Origin of the sequence: Dorea formicigenerans (genome assembly GCF_025150245.1) — a bacterium.
Classification (GTDB): Bacteria; Bacillota; Clostridia; order Lachnospirales; family Lachnospiraceae; genus Dorea; species Dorea formicigenerans.
This window is the reverse complement of sequence record NZ_CP102279.1, coordinates 3,024,780-3,039,838: the sequence shown is the minus strand read 5'-3', so window position 1 is coordinate 3,039,838 and position 15,059 is coordinate 3,024,780. Positions and strand designations below refer to the sequence as shown.

20 protein-coding genes are annotated in these 15,059 nt (G+C 42.9%); 17 read left to right on the top strand and 3 right to left on the bottom strand.

Annotated features, from left to right (window positions below):
- Positions 1–79 precede the first annotated feature (79 nt).
- From upp to NQ560_RS14785, 3 genes are all read left to right on the top strand, one after another.
- Positions 80–709 carry a uracil phosphoribosyltransferase gene (gene upp, locus NQ560_RS14795; protein ID WP_040015621.1) on the top strand — a complete coding sequence of 210 codons (630 nt, stop codon included), beginning with the start codon at positions 80–82 and terminating at the stop codon, positions 707–709.
- 12 nt (positions 710–721) lie between these two features.
- Positions 722–1,210 carry a deoxycytidylate deaminase gene (locus NQ560_RS14790; RefSeq protein WP_005334985.1) on the top strand — a complete coding sequence of 163 codons (489 nt, stop codon included), beginning with the start codon at positions 722–724 and terminating at the stop codon, positions 1,208–1,210.
- Positions 1,211–1,457: 247 nt separating this feature from the next.
- Entirely contained in the window at positions 1,458–1,667 is a 210-nt protein-coding gene (locus NQ560_RS14785; RefSeq protein WP_005341864.1) for a pro-sigmaK processing inhibitor BofA family protein, read from the top strand.
- On the opposite strand, the gene NQ560_RS14780 is transcribed toward NQ560_RS14785, so the two are convergent.
- Complete coding sequence (locus NQ560_RS14780; protein WP_005335001.1) at positions 1,652–2,302, bottom strand: 4'-phosphopantetheinyl transferase family protein; 651 nt, start codon at positions 2,300–2,302, stop codon at positions 1,652–1,654. The genes NQ560_RS14785 and NQ560_RS14780 overlap by 16 nt on opposite strands.
- A 320-nt stretch (positions 2,303–2,622) precedes the next feature.
- Here NQ560_RS14780 and NQ560_RS14775 point away from each other — a divergent pair, with 320 nt between their 5' ends.
- From NQ560_RS14775 to NQ560_RS14720, 12 genes are all read left to right on the top strand, one after another.
- A complete protein-coding gene (locus NQ560_RS14775) occupies positions 2,623–3,540 on the top strand; it encodes a P-loop NTPase family protein (protein ID WP_005335002.1) in 918 nt (305 codons plus the stop codon).
- Positions 3,537–4,748, top strand: coding sequence for a TadA family conjugal transfer-associated ATPase (locus NQ560_RS14770; protein ID WP_005335003.1), 1,212 nt, complete (start codon positions 3,537–3,539; stop codon positions 4,746–4,748). The genes NQ560_RS14775 and NQ560_RS14770 overlap by 4 nt, the downstream gene beginning before the upstream one ends.
- Positions 4,663–5,451, top strand: coding sequence for a type II secretion system F family protein (locus NQ560_RS14765; RefSeq protein ID WP_227275209.1), 789 nt, complete (start codon positions 4,663–4,665; stop codon positions 5,449–5,451). The genes NQ560_RS14770 and NQ560_RS14765 overlap by 86 nt, the downstream gene beginning before the upstream one ends.
- An 11-nt stretch (positions 5,452–5,462) precedes the next feature.
- The gene (locus NQ560_RS14760) at positions 5,463–6,656 is read left to right on the top strand and encodes a hypothetical protein (RefSeq protein ID WP_005335007.1); all 1,194 of its coding nucleotides are present in this window, start codon (positions 5,463–5,465) and stop codon (positions 6,654–6,656) included.
- Between the two features lie 95 nt (positions 6,657–6,751).
- On the top strand, positions 6,752–6,940 hold the full coding sequence (locus tag NQ560_RS14755) for a Flp1 family type IVb pilin (RefSeq protein ID WP_040015622.1): 189 nt from the start codon (positions 6,752–6,754) through the stop codon (positions 6,938–6,940).
- Positions 6,941–6,954: 14 nt separating this feature from the next.
- The gene (locus tag NQ560_RS14750) at positions 6,955–8,412 is read left to right on the top strand and encodes a DUF5702 domain-containing protein (RefSeq protein ID WP_040015623.1); all 1,458 of its coding nucleotides are present in this window, start codon (positions 6,955–6,957) and stop codon (positions 8,410–8,412) included.
- Positions 8,413–8,523: 111 nt separating this feature from the next.
- Positions 8,524–9,348, top strand: coding sequence for a hypothetical protein (locus NQ560_RS14745; RefSeq protein ID WP_005335011.1), 825 nt, complete (start codon positions 8,524–8,526; stop codon positions 9,346–9,348).
- Between the two features lie 41 nt (positions 9,349–9,389).
- Positions 9,390–9,869 (top strand): prepilin peptidase, encoded by a 480-nt coding sequence (locus NQ560_RS14740; protein WP_147567789.1) that lies wholly within the window; start codon positions 9,390–9,392, stop codon positions 9,867–9,869.
- Entirely contained in the window at positions 9,866–10,291 is a 426-nt protein-coding gene (locus tag NQ560_RS14735; RefSeq protein WP_005337518.1) for a TadE family protein, read from the top strand. Before NQ560_RS14740 ends, NQ560_RS14735 begins: the two co-directional genes overlap by 4 nt.
- Positions 10,281–11,024 carry a DUF6382 domain-containing protein gene (locus tag NQ560_RS14730; protein ID WP_005335017.1) on the top strand — a complete coding sequence of 248 codons (744 nt, stop codon included), beginning with the start codon at positions 10,281–10,283 and terminating at the stop codon, positions 11,022–11,024. The genes NQ560_RS14735 and NQ560_RS14730 overlap by 11 nt, the downstream gene beginning before the upstream one ends.
- Positions 11,025–11,099: 75 nt before the next feature.
- Positions 11,100–11,333, top strand: coding sequence for a hypothetical protein (locus NQ560_RS14725; protein ID WP_040015624.1), 234 nt, complete (start codon positions 11,100–11,102; stop codon positions 11,331–11,333).
- Between the two features lie 52 nt (positions 11,334–11,385).
- A complete protein-coding gene (locus NQ560_RS14720; protein ID WP_005335024.1) occupies positions 11,386–11,985 on the top strand; it encodes a rhomboid family intramembrane serine protease in 600 nt (199 codons plus the stop codon).
- Positions 11,986–11,992: 7 nt separating this feature from the next.
- Here the strand turns inward: NQ560_RS14720 and NQ560_RS14715 are convergent, their stop codons facing one another.
- Complete coding sequence (locus NQ560_RS14715; RefSeq protein ID WP_005335026.1) at positions 11,993–12,823, bottom strand: sensor histidine kinase; 831 nt, start codon at positions 12,821–12,823, stop codon at positions 11,993–11,995.
- Positions 12,824–12,923: 100 nt separating this feature from the next.
- On the opposite strand from NQ560_RS14715, the gene NQ560_RS14710 reads away from it, so the two are divergent.
- Entirely contained in the window at positions 12,924–13,334 is a 411-nt protein-coding gene (locus NQ560_RS14710; protein ID WP_005335028.1) for an HIT family protein, read from the top strand.
- A gap of 22 nt (positions 13,335–13,356) precedes the next feature.
- On the top strand, positions 13,357–13,911 hold the full coding sequence (locus tag NQ560_RS14705; RefSeq protein ID WP_005335029.1) for an RNA polymerase sigma factor: 555 nt from the start codon (positions 13,357–13,359) through the stop codon (positions 13,909–13,911).
- A 75-nt stretch (positions 13,912–13,986) separates the two neighbouring features.
- On the opposite strand, the gene NQ560_RS14700 is transcribed toward NQ560_RS14705, so the two are convergent.
- Positions 13,987–15,051 (bottom strand): undecaprenyldiphospho-muramoylpentapeptide beta-N-acetylglucosaminyltransferase, encoded by a 1,065-nt coding sequence (locus NQ560_RS14700; protein WP_005335030.1) that lies wholly within the window; start codon positions 15,049–15,051, stop codon positions 13,987–13,989.
- Positions 15,052–15,059: the final 8 nt, after the last annotated feature.

Genomic DNA, 15,059 nt, shown 5'->3' with positions numbered 1-15,059 from the left:
TATGTGGTGCAGATCAAATCAGATGTGTGCCGGATATTAAAAAATCTGATAAACATGTCATGAGATGGAGGAGAAAAACATGTCTAAAGTACAGGTTATGGATCATCCGCTGATCCAGCACAAAGTGAATTATATCCGCAGAAAAGAAGTTGGTTCCAAGGAGTTCCGTGAGATTGTTGGGGAGATTGCGGCTCTTATGTGTTATGAGGCAACAAGAGATCTGAAATTACAGGATGTAGAGATCGAGACACCAATCTGTAAGATGGTTGGAAAAGAATTAAGTGGGAAGAAATTGGCAGTTGTACCGATCTTACGTGCAGGACTGGGAATGGTCGATGGAATGCTGAGCATGATCCCGGCTGCAAAAGTAGGTCATATCGGTCTTTACAGAGATCCGGAAACGTATGAACCAGTGGAATATTATTGTAAGCTTCCGACAGACTGTGATGAGAGGGAAGTATTTGTTGTGGATCCTATGCTGGCAACAGGAGGTTCAAGCGTAGCAGCAATTCAGATGTTGAAGGAAAAAGGTGTGAAACATATTCGTTTCATGTGCATTATAGCAGCTCCGGAAGGCGTAGAACGTATGCAGAAAGAGCATCCGGATGTAGATATTTATATCGGTGCTCTGGATGAAAAACTCAATGAGCATAAGTATATTATTCCGGGACTTGGTGATGCTGGAGATCGTATTTTCGGAACGAAATAGGAGGAAGCAGCAGTGAGTGATAAACGTAAAGACTATATCAACTGGGATGAGTATTTTATGGGAGTAGCAAAGCTATCCGGACTTAGATCCAAAGACCCGAATACTCAGGTTGGGTGCTGTATTGTCAGTCAGGATAATAAGATTTTATCTATGGGATATAATGGACTGCCGAAGGGCTGCTCAGATGATGAGTTCCCGTGGGTGAGAGAAGGAGAAGATCCATTAAAGACAAAATATGTCTATACAGTACACAGTGAACTGAATGCGATTCTGAATTTCCGTGGAGGAAGTCTGGAAGGAGCAAAGCTCTATGTGTCTCTTTTCCCATGTAATGAGTGTGCAAAAGCAATCATTCAAAGTGGAATCAAAGAAGTTATCTACGACTGTAACAAATATGATGGAAGCACAGCTGTACAGGCATCTATGCGTATGTTCGATGCAGCAGGAGTGGCTTATCACCAATACAAGAGATCGGATCGCAAGATAGAGATTGAATTGTAAATCAGATATTCTTAAAAATCGGCAGAATAGAGAAGCAGATGAGAGGATTTCCGGGAGGAGATCCTCTTTTTTAAATAGAAAAACATGTGGGATAAAAATAGTATGCTATATAAATAATACTGATTTTTAAGATTAAACCTATGAAATGAAACAGCATTTCTGAATAAAAATCAGACGGGGATATTTTAAAATATGTCATATGGTAAGCTTAACAAGGATATATATAAAAATAGAAGGAGGCTTGGATATGTCACAGAGATGTTCGAATTTTATGATAAATTTTCTGATTCGTATGGCAGTCGGGGTGATGTTGATTCTTGTGATAAATGGATTCTTCGTGTCAAAAGAGATTCCGGTAAGGGTGGGGCTGAATCCAATAACAATGGCCGCCTCCGGAACATTAGGAGTCCCGGGGGTTGCCCTGCTATATGGTGTGGCCTTTTATGAGAGCCGGTAAGCAACACTGCAGATAAACCCTTTGGGAGCAAGAATGGAAGTGATTCTCCAGGATGAATATTCGTCCTGGAGTTCTTTTTTATCCGGAGTGACGTAAAATGTACGTTCGGATTCCTTCGTAAGATAAAAAGAAGTGAAAGAAGTTGTCATACCCGTTCCAAGTCCCTTTACGAAGGATTCTTTCAAAGTCCAATAATGGATAAAATGTTTTACACGCTCTTCGTCAGAGTAATCAAGAAATTTTTTAATTTCCTCCGCGTGAAAAAAACGTCCCATCAGCGATTGAAGCCTGACATTTCTGTCAACTTTTTCAATATCAATACCTAGTGGTGTAGAGGTTGACATTGCAAATGCAAGGTAGCCTCCGGTATGAGAAATATTAAAATAAAGACTCCGTCCGATTGCTGGAGAGGCAAGATAGGGTTTGCCATGCCTGGATTCATGCAGGCATACCAGACCTTTGTCAATACACAGATAATAAGAAAGGATTTCTCTGATCATGGCACGCCCGGCACCTGCTTTGTGCAAGTTGCTGTCATCCGGTTCCGGCACATAGATAATGTGTACTTCACCCGCAGCAGGAAATGAAGGAGTTTTACCTTGTAAATCGCGTAATTTTAAGAATTTGAACTCCATAATATGGACTCCTTTCAAGTGAGATAAAGTCGGTAAGTTTTAAAATTCTATGGATATATTATAACTGTTTCCAGATGATTTTCAATGATTGATAAAAACAAATCTATCTATGTTGCACAAAGTTTTACATTTTCTAAAAAAGGGATAGACAAAAGGGGAAAGCCTGTCTATAATCCAAGACATCTGATTGTTATATTCTAGTTGGCAAGACATAACCATTCAAGTTATTCAAAGTAATTCAATGTTATTCGACCATTTATTCCGGTCATGAATTCCTAAGAAGATAACGAGAGAACACACAAGAAGAGGAGGGATAATATGTGGAGAGCAAAAATCTGGTAATCTGTGATCCAGAGACAAAATTTGCTTCCGCGTTTGCACAGTATCTTACAAGACAGAAAGAATTGGCGGTCCGTGTCAGGACATGCAGTGATCTTTCTTATGTATTGGCTATACAGGAGAAAGAGAAGATCGATTTTCTGTTCATATCTTCGGAGTATCCGGAAGATTCCAGAAAACAGGTAAAAGCCGGTATGGTATTTGTAATCGCACCAGAAAGAGAGGTGGCGTTGGAAAACCGGGAGGTGCCGATCTACAAATACCAGCCGGGAGATCAGATCCTGGCGGAAATGATTCGTCAGTGCAGCATGTCAGGAGACGAGAAGCAGATATTTTTAAAGATTACCGGTAAAAAGAACTGCAGAGTAATTGCGGTATATTCTCCGGTGAGAAGAATTGGAAAGACAACCTATGCAATCCGGCTTGGAAGAAAACTGGCAAAGGAGGCAAATGTATTGTATCTGGGAATGGAAACTTACGGTGGAGAAGGTGGACATTTTCCGGAAGGAACACAGACACTGGCAGATGTCCTGTACTATGCAAGGCAGGAACAGAGCAATATCGGAACGGTACTTACAACTATTGTGAGACACTCGGAAAATCTGGATTATATAGTACCGATGCCTGTATCCGAAGACATTAAGGAGATTGACTCGGAAGAGTGGATCAGGCTGATACAGAAAATTATAGAACAAAGTATTTATGAAATCGTGATTCTGGATATGGATGAAGGCGTTCGGGACATTTACCGGGTGCTTCGGATCTGTAATGAGATTCACATGCTTACGATTGATGAGCCGGTCGCAGAGGCGAAGGTGGCGCAGTTCGAGGCAGAACTGGAACTTCTGGGCTACGAGGATGTCAGACGTAAGATCATACGAAAGGAGCAACGCACATGATACAGGCGGAACAGCTTCATGCGAGGATTCTGGAGGAACTGGATCTGTCCAGAGATATTCCGGATGAGGAGCTGACGGAGTTGATTCACCGCGTGCTGGACGAGGCATCCGGCAGAGAATATATACCGCTTGGGAAAAAGGCGGAGCTTGGCAGAGAATTATTTAATGCATTCCGGAAATTTGATCTTCTTCAGGAATTTCTGGAAGATGATAAGATCACGGAGATTATGATTAACGGGACTGAGAATATATTTCTGGAGAAGGAAGGAAAACTGATCAGATCCGGGAAAAGGTTTGTTTCGCGGGAGAAGCTGGAAGATGTCATTCAACAGATCGTTGCAGGATCCAATCGAATCGTAAATGAAGCATCTCCAATCGTGGACGCAAGACTTCCGGACGGGTCGAGAGTAAATGTGGTACTGGGGCCCATCGCTTTAAATGGGCCCATAGTAACCATAAGAAAATTTCCAAAAGAAGCAATTACAATGAAACAGTTGATCCGGTGGGGTTCTATCTGCCGGGAAGTAAAAGAATTTCTGGTAAAGCTTGTTAGGGCAGGCTACAACATATTCATCAGTGGAGGAACCGGATCAGGCAAGACCACATTCCTGAATGCTTTATCGCAATACATACCAAAGGATGAAAGAATCATTACAATTGAGGACAACGCAGAACTACGGATTCTGGATATTCCAAACCTGGTAACTCTTGAGGCGAGATGCGCCAATCTTGAGGGAACAGGTGAGATTACTATACGCGAATTAATTCGGACGGCGCTTCGGATGAGACCAAATCGCATCATTGTCGGGGAAGTTCGCGGAGCCGAAGCAATTGATATGCTGCAGGCACTTAATACCGGTCATGATGGAAGTCTTAGTACCGGTCATGCCAATAGTCCTAAGGATATGCTTTCTAGGCTGGAGAGCATGGTGCTGATGGGAATGGATCTTCCTCTGGGGGCAGTTCAGAGACAGATCGCATCAGGAATCGACATTATTGTGCATCTTGGAAGACTCAGAGATAAAAGCCGTAAAGTACTGGAGGTTTCAGAAATCCTGGATTATCAGGACGGTGAGATTCTGGTGAGTCCACTGTACAGATTCGAAGAGACAGGAGAAAAGGATGGGAAAATTCAGGGAACTTGGAGAAAAATGGACGACCTGGTTCATACACAGAAGTTACTGGCAGCAGGATATAAAGAAGTGTGAATATGTAAAAATGATCTTGAAGGTCATCATTATTGTGACAGGAACGGCATGGATATATTATCGCTCATGGGTGGCAGTTATATTGTTGATTCCGGCAGGCGTGTGGTATTACATACAGCTTCTGGACGAATGCATTAAGCGAAAAGAACAGGAGTTTCTAGTACAGTTCAAAGAACTGATACAGACATTTTCCTCTTTACTGAATACAGGATATTCTGTGGAAAATGCAGTGAAAGAGAGCCTGAAAGAGATGCAGATTTTTTACTCTGATGATGCGGCAATTCTACGTGAGCTGGAAATCATGGTCAGGCAGATCCGGGTACAGGTACCGGTGGAACAGGCAGTAGAAGAACTGTCCGAGAGAACAAAGCTTCCAGATGTGGAAAGCTTTGCCGGAGTCTTTGTCACGGCCAAGAGAAGCGGAGGAAATCTGATGTCTATTATCCGCAATACAGCGGATCAGATTGGAGACAAAATTGATGTAAAACGGGAAATTGATACAATGTTGGCGGCGAAAAAATATGAATTTCAGGTGATGTCGGTCATTCCTTTTGGAATTGTACTTTATATGACTGTCAGTTTTCCGGAATTTATGGGAAATCTTTACGGAAATATAGCAGGAAGAGGAGTGATGACAGGATGTCTGATCATATATTTGGGCGCATACGGGCTTGGGCGAAAGATCATCGAGATCGAAGTCTGAGTATCGGGATCATGTTAGTGGTGTTTTCGGTGGGCGTTGCAGCTCTTATCTGGGATTACAATGGTGCCTACAGAAAAAATGTAGAGGAGATCACAAGAAAAACTTATGGCAAAGGGAAGAGGACGGAAGAACTGCGTGTAGAGGGAAAAGACCGGGTATTGGGGGAAATCCCGATCGAAGTAACAGAGCAGGTCTATGGAGAACAGGAAATCAGTCAGGTATTAAAGCAGGCAGTAAAGAAAATGGATTCGTTGATTCTGGGGGAGAATGTAAGTCTGGATCATGTGGACCGGGATTTGAATCTTCTGACAGAGATTCCAGGAAAGCCGATCGACGTTACATGGAAGCTTGACCGCTATGATGTGATCAATATTTACGGAAAATTAAAGGAAGATAAGCTTGTAAGTGAAGGGACACTGGTGAAGCTGACAGCCATATTGACGTATCGGGAAGATGTAGAAAAACAGATACTGTATGAATGTATGGCAATGGTCTATCCACGAATGACCGGAAGTGATGGAGCGTTATTAGAAAAGGTGCGCCGGACAGTGGCAGAAAAAGATCAGGATACCAGAGAATCCGGGACGTTAACATTGCCGAAACAGGTGGACGGACAGGAAATACATTTTTATACGGTAATGAACTGGAGAGGTGCAGTAATTATGGCGGCTGCAGTTGTGATTTCCGTGCTGTTTTTTGCGCTGGACAAGCAGAACGAGATAAAAGAAAAACAGGCAAGACAAAAACAGATGTGTCTGGATTATCCGGAAGTCATCAGTAAGCTGACATTACTTTTAGGCGCAGGAATGACGGTCCGCAAAGCATGGATAAAAATTGTAAATGATTACGATTCGCGGATAAAGCAGCAAGGGAAGCGTGCAGTTTATGAAGAAATGAAGTATACATGCCGACAGATGGATGGCGGTGTTCCGGAAGCAGAATGTTATGAGAAATTCGGAAGAAGATGCGGGACACAGGAATATATGAGATTTGGTGCATTGCTGTCACAAAACCTGAGAAAAGGTACAAAAGGTCTAAATGACCTGCTTCGGCTGGAGGCAATCCAGTCTTTTGAAGAGCGAAAAGCAAGAGCAAGACGGCTCGGGGAAGAAGCAGGAACAAAGCTATTACTTCCGATGTTTCTGATGCTGGCAGAGGTGCTTGTGATTGTTGTAGTCCCGGCATTTTTTACCGTACAAATGTAGGCATTGTAAAAATATAAAAATATGCCACAGAAGATATGACGGAATAGAAAAGCGGGTGTAGAGAAGCAAGAATAGAGAAAGCGGGAGGATTAATTATGTGGAGAGTTTGGTATTTAAAACACAGAGTGAGAGAAATATTGGAAAACAAAGACGGAGTCGGAGTTGTGGAAATTATCTTAATTTTGGTTGTACTGATTTCACTTGTCGTTATATTCAAATCTCAGCTCACAAGTCTGGTCGAGACGATTTTCGAGAAGATTACAAGCGAGAGCAGCGGTATTTAAAGGGGGAAGTCACAGTGTATTTAAGTCTGGTATTTATTTTACTTATTTCATTTGCCGGAGCAATGCTGGAAAGTGCCTCTTTACAGAATGTAAAAAATTACAGAAGAGCAGATATGACACGGGCGGTGGAAAGTATATTTGCAGAGTATCAGAAGGAACTCTGGGAAGTCTACGGAATTTTTGCGCTGGAAGGAAGTTATGAGACGGGCAGTTACAGTGAAGAATTGTTAAAGGAACGGCTGGCCTATTACGGAGCAAGCGGGATGGATCAGGAAATTACAAGAATTCAGCTATTGACGGACCAAGGTGCCAGTGCATTTTACGAGCAGGTGACGGCATATATGGAAAATAAATACGGACTGGATAAGGTGAAGAAACTGGTTGGACAGACAGATACATGGAAAGCAGGAGAGGAGGCTTTACAAAATTATGAAAGGGACGGGGCAAAAACGGAACAGGAATTACAGGAGCTGTTGTCGCAGAAGGAGGAACTTCCAGAGGAAGAGAATCCCTTATCGCATGTGGCGAAATTAAAAAGCATGCCTCTTGTAGATCTGATTATGCCAAAGGGACGTGTAATGTCAAAAAAAAGTATTACGTTATCGGAAATGGTATCTCATAGAAAACGAAATCAGGGATATGGAGATTTCTCAGATGTAGCAGGATCGGAAAGTACAATCAGTAAATTACTGTTTGGAGAGTACGTGCTGGAACATTTCAAGATGGCTTCAGATAGCCTGCAATCTGGCAATGAAAATTATAATAGTGGAGATTCTGTCGGTGGAGATTTTGTCAGAGGAGATTCTGCTAATGAAGACTTCAGCAACGGGAATCGTGGTGACATGGCAGGTGCGGGGAGTCTGGACTATGAACTGGAATATATTCTGGAAGGTCACGCCAGCGACAGAGAAAATTTGGAGACGGTTGCCAGTAAGCTTCTTATGGTCCGATTTGTGCCGGATTATGCGTATATCCAGACGGATCCGGAAAAGAAAGCAGAAGCCGAGGCGGCAGCGCTTACATTATGTACGGTGATCGGACTTCCGGAACTGGCAGAGGGTGCCGCGCAGGGAATTTTACTTGCATGGGCTTATGGTGAAGCAATCATGGATATTAGAACGCTGATAAGTGGAGGAAAAGTACCACTTGTAAAGAACGCAGAGGATTGGAAGCTAAGCCTTTCCGGACTGATGCAGCTTGGCAGTGCAGGAGAAAATGTGGCAGCAGATAGTGGTAAAGATATGGAAAGCGGACTTGCTTATCGGGAATACCTTCGCATGCTGTTGTTCCTGAAATCCCAGGATGAAGTTGGGATGCGTACATTAGATATGGTGGAACAAAATTTAAAGATACGATATGGACAGACATTTTTTCGGGCAGATGCCTGCATCAGCAGAGTAGAATTTCACAGCACATGTAATCTGCGTCGTGGAATCATGTACGATTTTCCGACATATTTTGGATACAATTAAAAACGAAATGAATCAATAACGGGTGGGTGCAGATGTCCTTCCGCTCCCCCTACTGGGAGTTATAAAATTTCTGCTAACTGAAAACATAAAAAATGAAAGGAGAAAGATTCGATGAACTCAGATAAAGATATCCCTTTATTATCCAGCATATACAAATCCAAGCATACAGGAAGGGCATCTGCATCCACCCGAAAAAAAGGAAGCATTACCGTGGAGGCTGCCATGGCAGTACCAATCTTCTTTTTTGCGACGCTGGCATTGGTATTACTGCTGGAGTTGTTATCCGTGCAGACGGCTGTGCGAAGCGGACTTCAGGAAGCGGGAAAGAAGCTTGCAGTGCAGGCAGTAGAAGTCCCGGCAGTGATTCCGTCAAATCTGGAACGTGATGTTGTAAATTCTATTGGAGCAGAACGGTTAGAGAGAAGCATTGTAGAAGGTGGCAGCTCAGGAATTAATTGCAATCAATCTTATTTGTCGCCGTTTACGGGAATTGGAGAAATTCAGGCATCTTATCAGGTGCGGATTCCGGTTCCGGGCTTTTCTATAGCGCCGATTTCTTATAAGGAAACTATGAGGATCAAGGCATGGACCGGCTATGAGGCAGGAGGGTTTGGTGAAGAAGATGATCAGATTGTATATGTAACGGATACAGGAGTTGTCTATCACAAAAATCCACATTGCACGCATCTGGACCTGTCGATCCATGCGGCGGCGTCATCGGAACTTAATAGCCTTCGCAATGAAAGTGGCGGAAAGTATCATGCCTGTGAGAAATGTGTTCATGGCAGCAGTATGGGTGGAAGTGTGTATATTACTGATCAGGGTGACCGGTATCATAATTCACTGACATGCAGCGGATTAAAGCGTACCGTATATACAGCGAGAATTTCTGAAGTACCGGGAAAGCGCGCGTGCTCAAAATGTGGTGGAAAGTAGAATGCCAGGAATGATAAGTAGAATGAGAAGAGGTACAAGATGTGGGAAATATAAATAGAATGGTAGATATAGTTGTGCTGTTAATTCTAACCGGGCTGTCTGTGTCAGATATTAGAAATAAAAAAGTTTCCAGAAGAGTTCTGACATTGTGGGGAATATTGACAGTCATCTGGAAAATAGTGGACTTTTATCGGATCAGAGTGTTCCTGGAAAAGATGGAACAGACAAATGTAGAGAATCTTGTTGGAATCTGTGCAGGAATCGGAGTGGGAGTGCTGTTCCTTCTTGTCAGTAAAGTGACAGAAGAAGCAATCGGTTATGGGGACAGCGTGGCAATTATGATTCTTGGAGGATATCTGGGGTTTTGGAAAGTTGTGGGAGTGCTGGCAGCAGCATTTTTTACAAGTGGAGTCTGTTCGGTGATATTGGCATTTCGCGGGCGGGTGAAGACGATGCCATTTTTTCCATTTTTGACTCTTGGATATATTCTGATGCTGGCAGAGCAGGGAGGTGCAGCGTGAGAGGTTATACAGTAGAGATGTCATTCTTAATGCCAATCATTATGTTGCTGGTCATGAGCAGTATCTATGCATTTTTTTATTACCATGACAAGAATATAATTGCGGGAGCAGCTTATGAGACAGCGGTAGTTGGAAGCAATAAGGCGAGAGAAAAACCGGGTTCACAGACCGGAACTGGAGATAAAAGCGGGACAGATGCGGCGGAACTGGAAACACTTTTTCAAAGTCGCGTGAATGGAAAGTGTATCCTATTATCTACAATCCAGGGACAGGTTACGGTGGAAGGAGATGAAGTCTGTGTCCGGGCACAGGGAACATGGAGGAAGATGAAAGTCAGTGTGGAAAAACGTGCGGCAATTACAGAACCGGAGAAAAAGCTTCGGGATATTAAGAAAATAAAGGAGTTCGTCAATGGAACGTAAGATTACGATAGAAGAGTCAGTCCCTTATACAGAGGACTATCAAAATAAAATGCTGGAAGAAAATCAGGTGGAAGGACTGCTGGAAATGCATGGACGGGGAATGGATGACAAAAGCTGTTATGATTATGATGTGAGTGGAAAAGTGTCCATGAAAGCGCTCTATGAAAAGCATACGATGAGTGGAGAAGAAATAAAAATATTGCTAAAATCTATTTTGCGTGTCGTGAAAGAAGTAGAAAGGTATCTTCTAAATGTGAATTGTATTCTGATGGATCCGGAGTATATTTTTTACACAGAAGAAAAGTATTATTTTTGTTATTATCCACCGAAAGAAAAAAGTCTGTGGGAAGGATTTCACCATCTGAGCGAATATCTGGTGAAATGTGCAGATTATCAGGATAAAGAATGTGTCCAGATCGTGTTCCTTTTGCATAAAGAGACTATGAAAGAAAATTACAGTCTGGAACAGATTATAAAAGAGTGTGTAAAAGAAGAGGAAGAAAATGTTTTGGCAGAGGATAAAAATACAGACTTTGGAGCAGAGGAAGAAAAGGAAGGAAGCACATATTTTGACCGGACAGAACATGACTGGATCGCAAGCCAGGAAATGGGAAGTACGATACTCCGTGAGACAGAAAACCTGTGGACACCGATGAAGCGTTTTCTTCACAGACGCAGAAAACCAAAGTGGGGAGACTGGGACGGGCTGTATATTGAAGAAGAAGATCTCTAGTGTTATACTGTACTGACAGGAATGATGCCGGAAAAAAATCCCGGCTGGAATATCAGAGACAGGAGGCGGTTTGTCGTGAGACAGGAACGGTTTAAAATGGAAAGACAGGGGCTGGTGGAAGAAGGCCAGCAGGTGGAAGTAACAGAGAGAAGTCCGAATACGAACCTGTTTACTTATGTAGTGGAACCGGCAGTTGCAATGTCCGGAATTTACAAGACATCCGAGCGTATTCATGAAAAACAGGGCGTGATCAAAGAAATACAACATACGGACAGAGGATACTATCTGATTGTAGAGTTTGAAGAGTAAAATCTTGCAGAATAGCGTTGACATTACAGAAAATTAATGAGAGAATTTTCCTATGAGAAATTACAAGAAATTACCAATTTGTACAATTGCAATCGCAGCAGCGAATGTTCTGATCTTCCTCGGACTGTCTTTTATGGGTATGACTGAGGATTCCGCATTTATGATGGAACACGGAGCAATGTATGTTCCATATCTCATGAACGGAGAACGATATTATACACTGATCACCAGTATGTTTTTGCATTTTGGATTCAGTCATCTAATGAACAATATGGTGATGCTGTTGGTCATCGGTTACAGCCTGGAACCAGAGATTGGAAAGATCCGTTTTCTGCTCATTTATCTTGGAAGCGGACTGATGGGAAATCTCGTATCGGCATGGTTTGATGTGAGTCAGGGAAGCTATGCGGTATCAGCAGGTGCTTCCGGAGCAATCTTTGGAATTGTGGGAGCACTTCTTTATGTTGCAATCCGTAATCATGGACGAGTCGGAGAGATTTCAACAAGAGGACTTGTTCTGATGGCAGGCTTAAGTCTCTATTATGGATTCACCGCACAAGGGGTGGATAACGCAGCCCACATTGGCGGGCTGGTATCCGGGTTTTTACTGGCGGTACTCACATATTGGAAACATAAGCCGAAACATTATTAAAAATATTTTAAGGGATTGGAATTGTAAGGGTGAATGTAGTTTTTAGCTGGCAGTCCGGCAAATCTGGTTCTGAGTGGACAGTCAGTGTTCCGCCATGTGCTTCGATAATTCGGCGAGAAAGTGGTAGGCCTAAGCCTGTTCCGGACGATTTGTACGTGACAAATGGTTCGAAGATTGAAGATAGATGTTCTGGTGCAATACCACAGCCGTTATCGGAGATGGAGATAATCAGATTTGAATGCTCTTTCCATGCGTGAAAGTGAATTTGCGGAGAATAGGTAAGTGCTTTGCCGGTATCCAAAGATCTGTTACTTTCACAATTACAGGCAGAATCAAGATGATTAGAGCATGTAGATTGTTGAATCAGTACTGCATCGCGCGCATTTCCAAGAAGATTCAGAAGAACTTCCCGAAGTTTGATGGAATCTGCAGGCATAACAGGGAGTCCCGGCTCTATCCGGGAGATAAATTCAATATCGGTTTCAATGATGGAGGAAGCAAAGGATAAGGAAATTTTCTTGAGGAAGATGTCGAAATCTGTCGAAGAAGGTGACAGACGTTGACCGTTGTTGTATGCTGATAGCTCTTCCAGTAGTTGTTTCATATATTCGATGTCGCTATGCAAGTCTGACCAGTGCCGGATATTCAGAACTTCCGGATTGGATGCTTCGATCATCTGTAAGGTACTGTATATAAGAGTCAGCGGGTTGCGAATCTCATGGCTGATGGTACTGATATCCATACGGTGGGAGTGAAGAAGTCTAGTGAGAAGCTCTTCTTTCTCAGGACTTTCTGCCATGATCTGGTGTAATTTTTCATAATCAGATTCTGTGAACATAATGATTACCGCCCTTTATGAATTTATTTTTTCATAGTGTAGCATTGGCGGATAAAATAATCAACAATTTTTAAAATGACTTTTTAAAGGAAAGAAGGACATGAAAATGAAAGATGATAACTGCATTTTTTGTAAACTGGCAAATGGAGAAATTCCTACAGCAACATTGTATGAAGATGAAGATTTCCGCGTGATTCTGGATGCCAGCCCGGCTTCGAAAGGACATGCACTGATTATTCCAAAAGAACACTATGCCAATTTGTATGAGTTGGACGATGATAAGGCTGCAAAAGTTATGGTGCTGGCTAAGAAAATGATCACAAAGCTTACAGGCATCTTACACTGTGACGGGTACAATATCGTGCAGAATAATAACGAAGCAGCAGGACAGACTGTATTCCATTTCCATTTACATATGATTCCGCGTTATAAAGGTGACGAAGTTGGACTTGGCTGGAAGATGGGCGAGCTTACCGAAGAGGATAAGCAGGATATTCTGTCTAAATTATAAACTTGAAAGTGATGGAAATTAAATGGTGGAATCTGAAGATGTAAAGAAAGCTGAAATCGACAGGCTTTACAAAGAAAATGTAAGTAAAGTGTACCGAACGGCATTGTACTACGTCGAAGATCACTATGTGGCAGAAGAGATTGTGCAGGAAGTTTTCCTGAAATTATACGACAACCTGGGAGATATATGTATGGAGTCCGTGCCTGCATGGCTGATCACTACCGCAAAGAATATGGCAAAGAACTATCTAAGAGATAGTAAATGGGAGACGCCGATGGAAGAGGTTCCGGAGCAGGAGGTGCCATATTCGTCAGAAGGACTGGATGCTCAACTCATAGAAGTGCTTCGCCAGAAAGAATGCCGCGAGCTACACGATACGATCTTTGCAGATCTATATGAGAAAAATTCAAGATGGTATGAGGCAGTTACCGTTTCATATACTTTGGATAAACCACAAAAAGAAGTTGCAGACAAAATGGGGATATCTGTGGATACGCTGTATAGTACATTATACAGGGCAAAGCAATGGATTAAGAAGCACTACGAAGAACAGTTTCACCAACTGGATGGCAAATAAAAAACAGGTGCCGGATATGACACCTGTTTTCTGCTATCAGATATCTGCGTCAGAATCAGATAGTTTTGTAAGTATCTAAGCAGTTACCGATTCGATCAGATCAATGATGGTATCGATAGAATCCTGCTGGGAAGAATGCTTCATTGCATTGATGTATTTCTCGCGGTTATCATAGAGATCATGAACTGCACTGAGAAGTGTTTCGTTCGTAAGTTCTTCTTCCTCAAGCACCATACTGAATCCTTGACGCTCGAAAGAACGGGCGTTGAGAATCTGATCACCACGGCTTGCATTGGCAGACAGCGGAATCAGAAGATTTGGTTTGTGCAGGGCGAGAAGCTCGCAGATAGCATTGGCTCCGGCTCTGGAGATTACAATGTCGGTCAGTGCGAAGAGGTCACGTAATTCTTCTTTGATATATTCGAACTGTGCGTAGCCTTCCGTTCCGTTCAAAGAAGGATCGAGCTTGCCGCGGCCACATAAGTGAATGACCTGGAAGTTTTTCAGAAGTTCCGGGAGAATCGCACGGATGGCATTGTTCACGGCAACGGCACCGAGGCTTCCGCCGACAACCAGAATGACCGGTTTGTCGGAAGTGAAGTGAAGGAATTCTCTGGCGCGGTACTTATCTCCGCTTAAAAGTTCCTGACGGATCGGAGATCCGGTGAGAACAGCCTTGCCTGCCGGGAGAGAAGATAATGTCTCCGGGAAGTTGCAGCAGACCTTCGTTGCAGAAGGAATGGAAATCTTGTTGGCAAGACCCGGAGTCATATCAGATTCGTGGATAATGACTGGTACATGTTGTCCCTTGCCGGCAAGGACTACTGGTACAGAGACAAAACCTCCCTTGGAAAATATAACATCAGGCTCCAGAATCTTAATCAGTTTACGTGCTTCACCCATTCCCTTGATAACGCGGAATGGATCTGTGAAGTTCTGGACGCTGAAATAACGTCTGAGTTTACCGGTTGAGATGCCATGATATGGTATACCGAATTGAGAGATAAGTTCCTTCTCAATTCCGTTATATGAGCCGATATAGTGGATGTCGTATTGTAATTCTTTAAGACGTGGTAACAGGGCAATGTTAGGTGTAACATGACCGGCAGTACCGCCGCCGGTTAAGATAATACGTTTCATAAAAAGCT

Bases quoted from the DNA above. Each gene is read 5' to 3' on its own strand.
- upp (WP_040015621.1), top strand. From the start codon at position 80: ATGTCTAAAGTACAGGTTATGGATCATCCGCTGATCCAGCACAAAGTG.
- NQ560_RS14785 (WP_005341864.1), top strand. From the start codon at position 1,458: ATGTCACAGAGATGTTCGAATTTTATGATAAATTTTCTGATTCGTATG.
- NQ560_RS14780 (WP_005335001.1), bottom strand. From the start codon at position 2,302: ATGGAGTTCAAATTCTTAAAATTACGCGATTTACAAGGTAAAACTCCT.
- NQ560_RS14770 (WP_005335003.1), top strand. From the start codon at position 3,537: ATGATACAGGCGGAACAGCTTCATGCGAGGATTCTGGAGGAACTGGAT.
- NQ560_RS14765 (WP_227275209.1), top strand. From the start codon at position 4,663: ATGGGAAAATTCAGGGAACTTGGAGAAAAATGGACGACCTGGTTCATA.
- NQ560_RS14760 (WP_005335007.1), top strand. From the start codon at position 5,463: ATGTTAGTGGTGTTTTCGGTGGGCGTTGCAGCTCTTATCTGGGATTAC.
- NQ560_RS14755 (WP_040015622.1), top strand. From the start codon at position 6,752: ATGTGGAGAGTTTGGTATTTAAAACACAGAGTGAGAGAAATATTGGAA.
- NQ560_RS14745 (WP_005335011.1), top strand. From the start codon at position 8,524: ATGAACTCAGATAAAGATATCCCTTTATTATCCAGCATATACAAATCC.
- NQ560_RS14730 (WP_005335017.1), top strand. From the start codon at position 10,281: ATGGAACGTAAGATTACGATAGAAGAGTCAGTCCCTTATACAGAGGAC.
- NQ560_RS14720 (WP_005335024.1), top strand. From the start codon at position 11,386: ATGAGAAATTACAAGAAATTACCAATTTGTACAATTGCAATCGCAGCA.
- NQ560_RS14715 (WP_005335026.1), bottom strand. From the start codon at position 12,823: ATGTTCACAGAATCTGATTATGAAAAATTACACCAGATCATGGCAGAA.
- NQ560_RS14710 (WP_005335028.1), top strand. From the start codon at position 12,924: ATGAAAATGAAAGATGATAACTGCATTTTTTGTAAACTGGCAAATGGA.
- NQ560_RS14705 (WP_005335029.1), top strand. From the start codon at position 13,357: ATGGTGGAATCTGAAGATGTAAAGAAAGCTGAAATCGACAGGCTTTAC.
- NQ560_RS14700 (WP_005335030.1), bottom strand. From the start codon at position 15,051: ATGAAACGTATTATCTTAACCGGCGGCGGTACTGCCGGTCATGTTACA.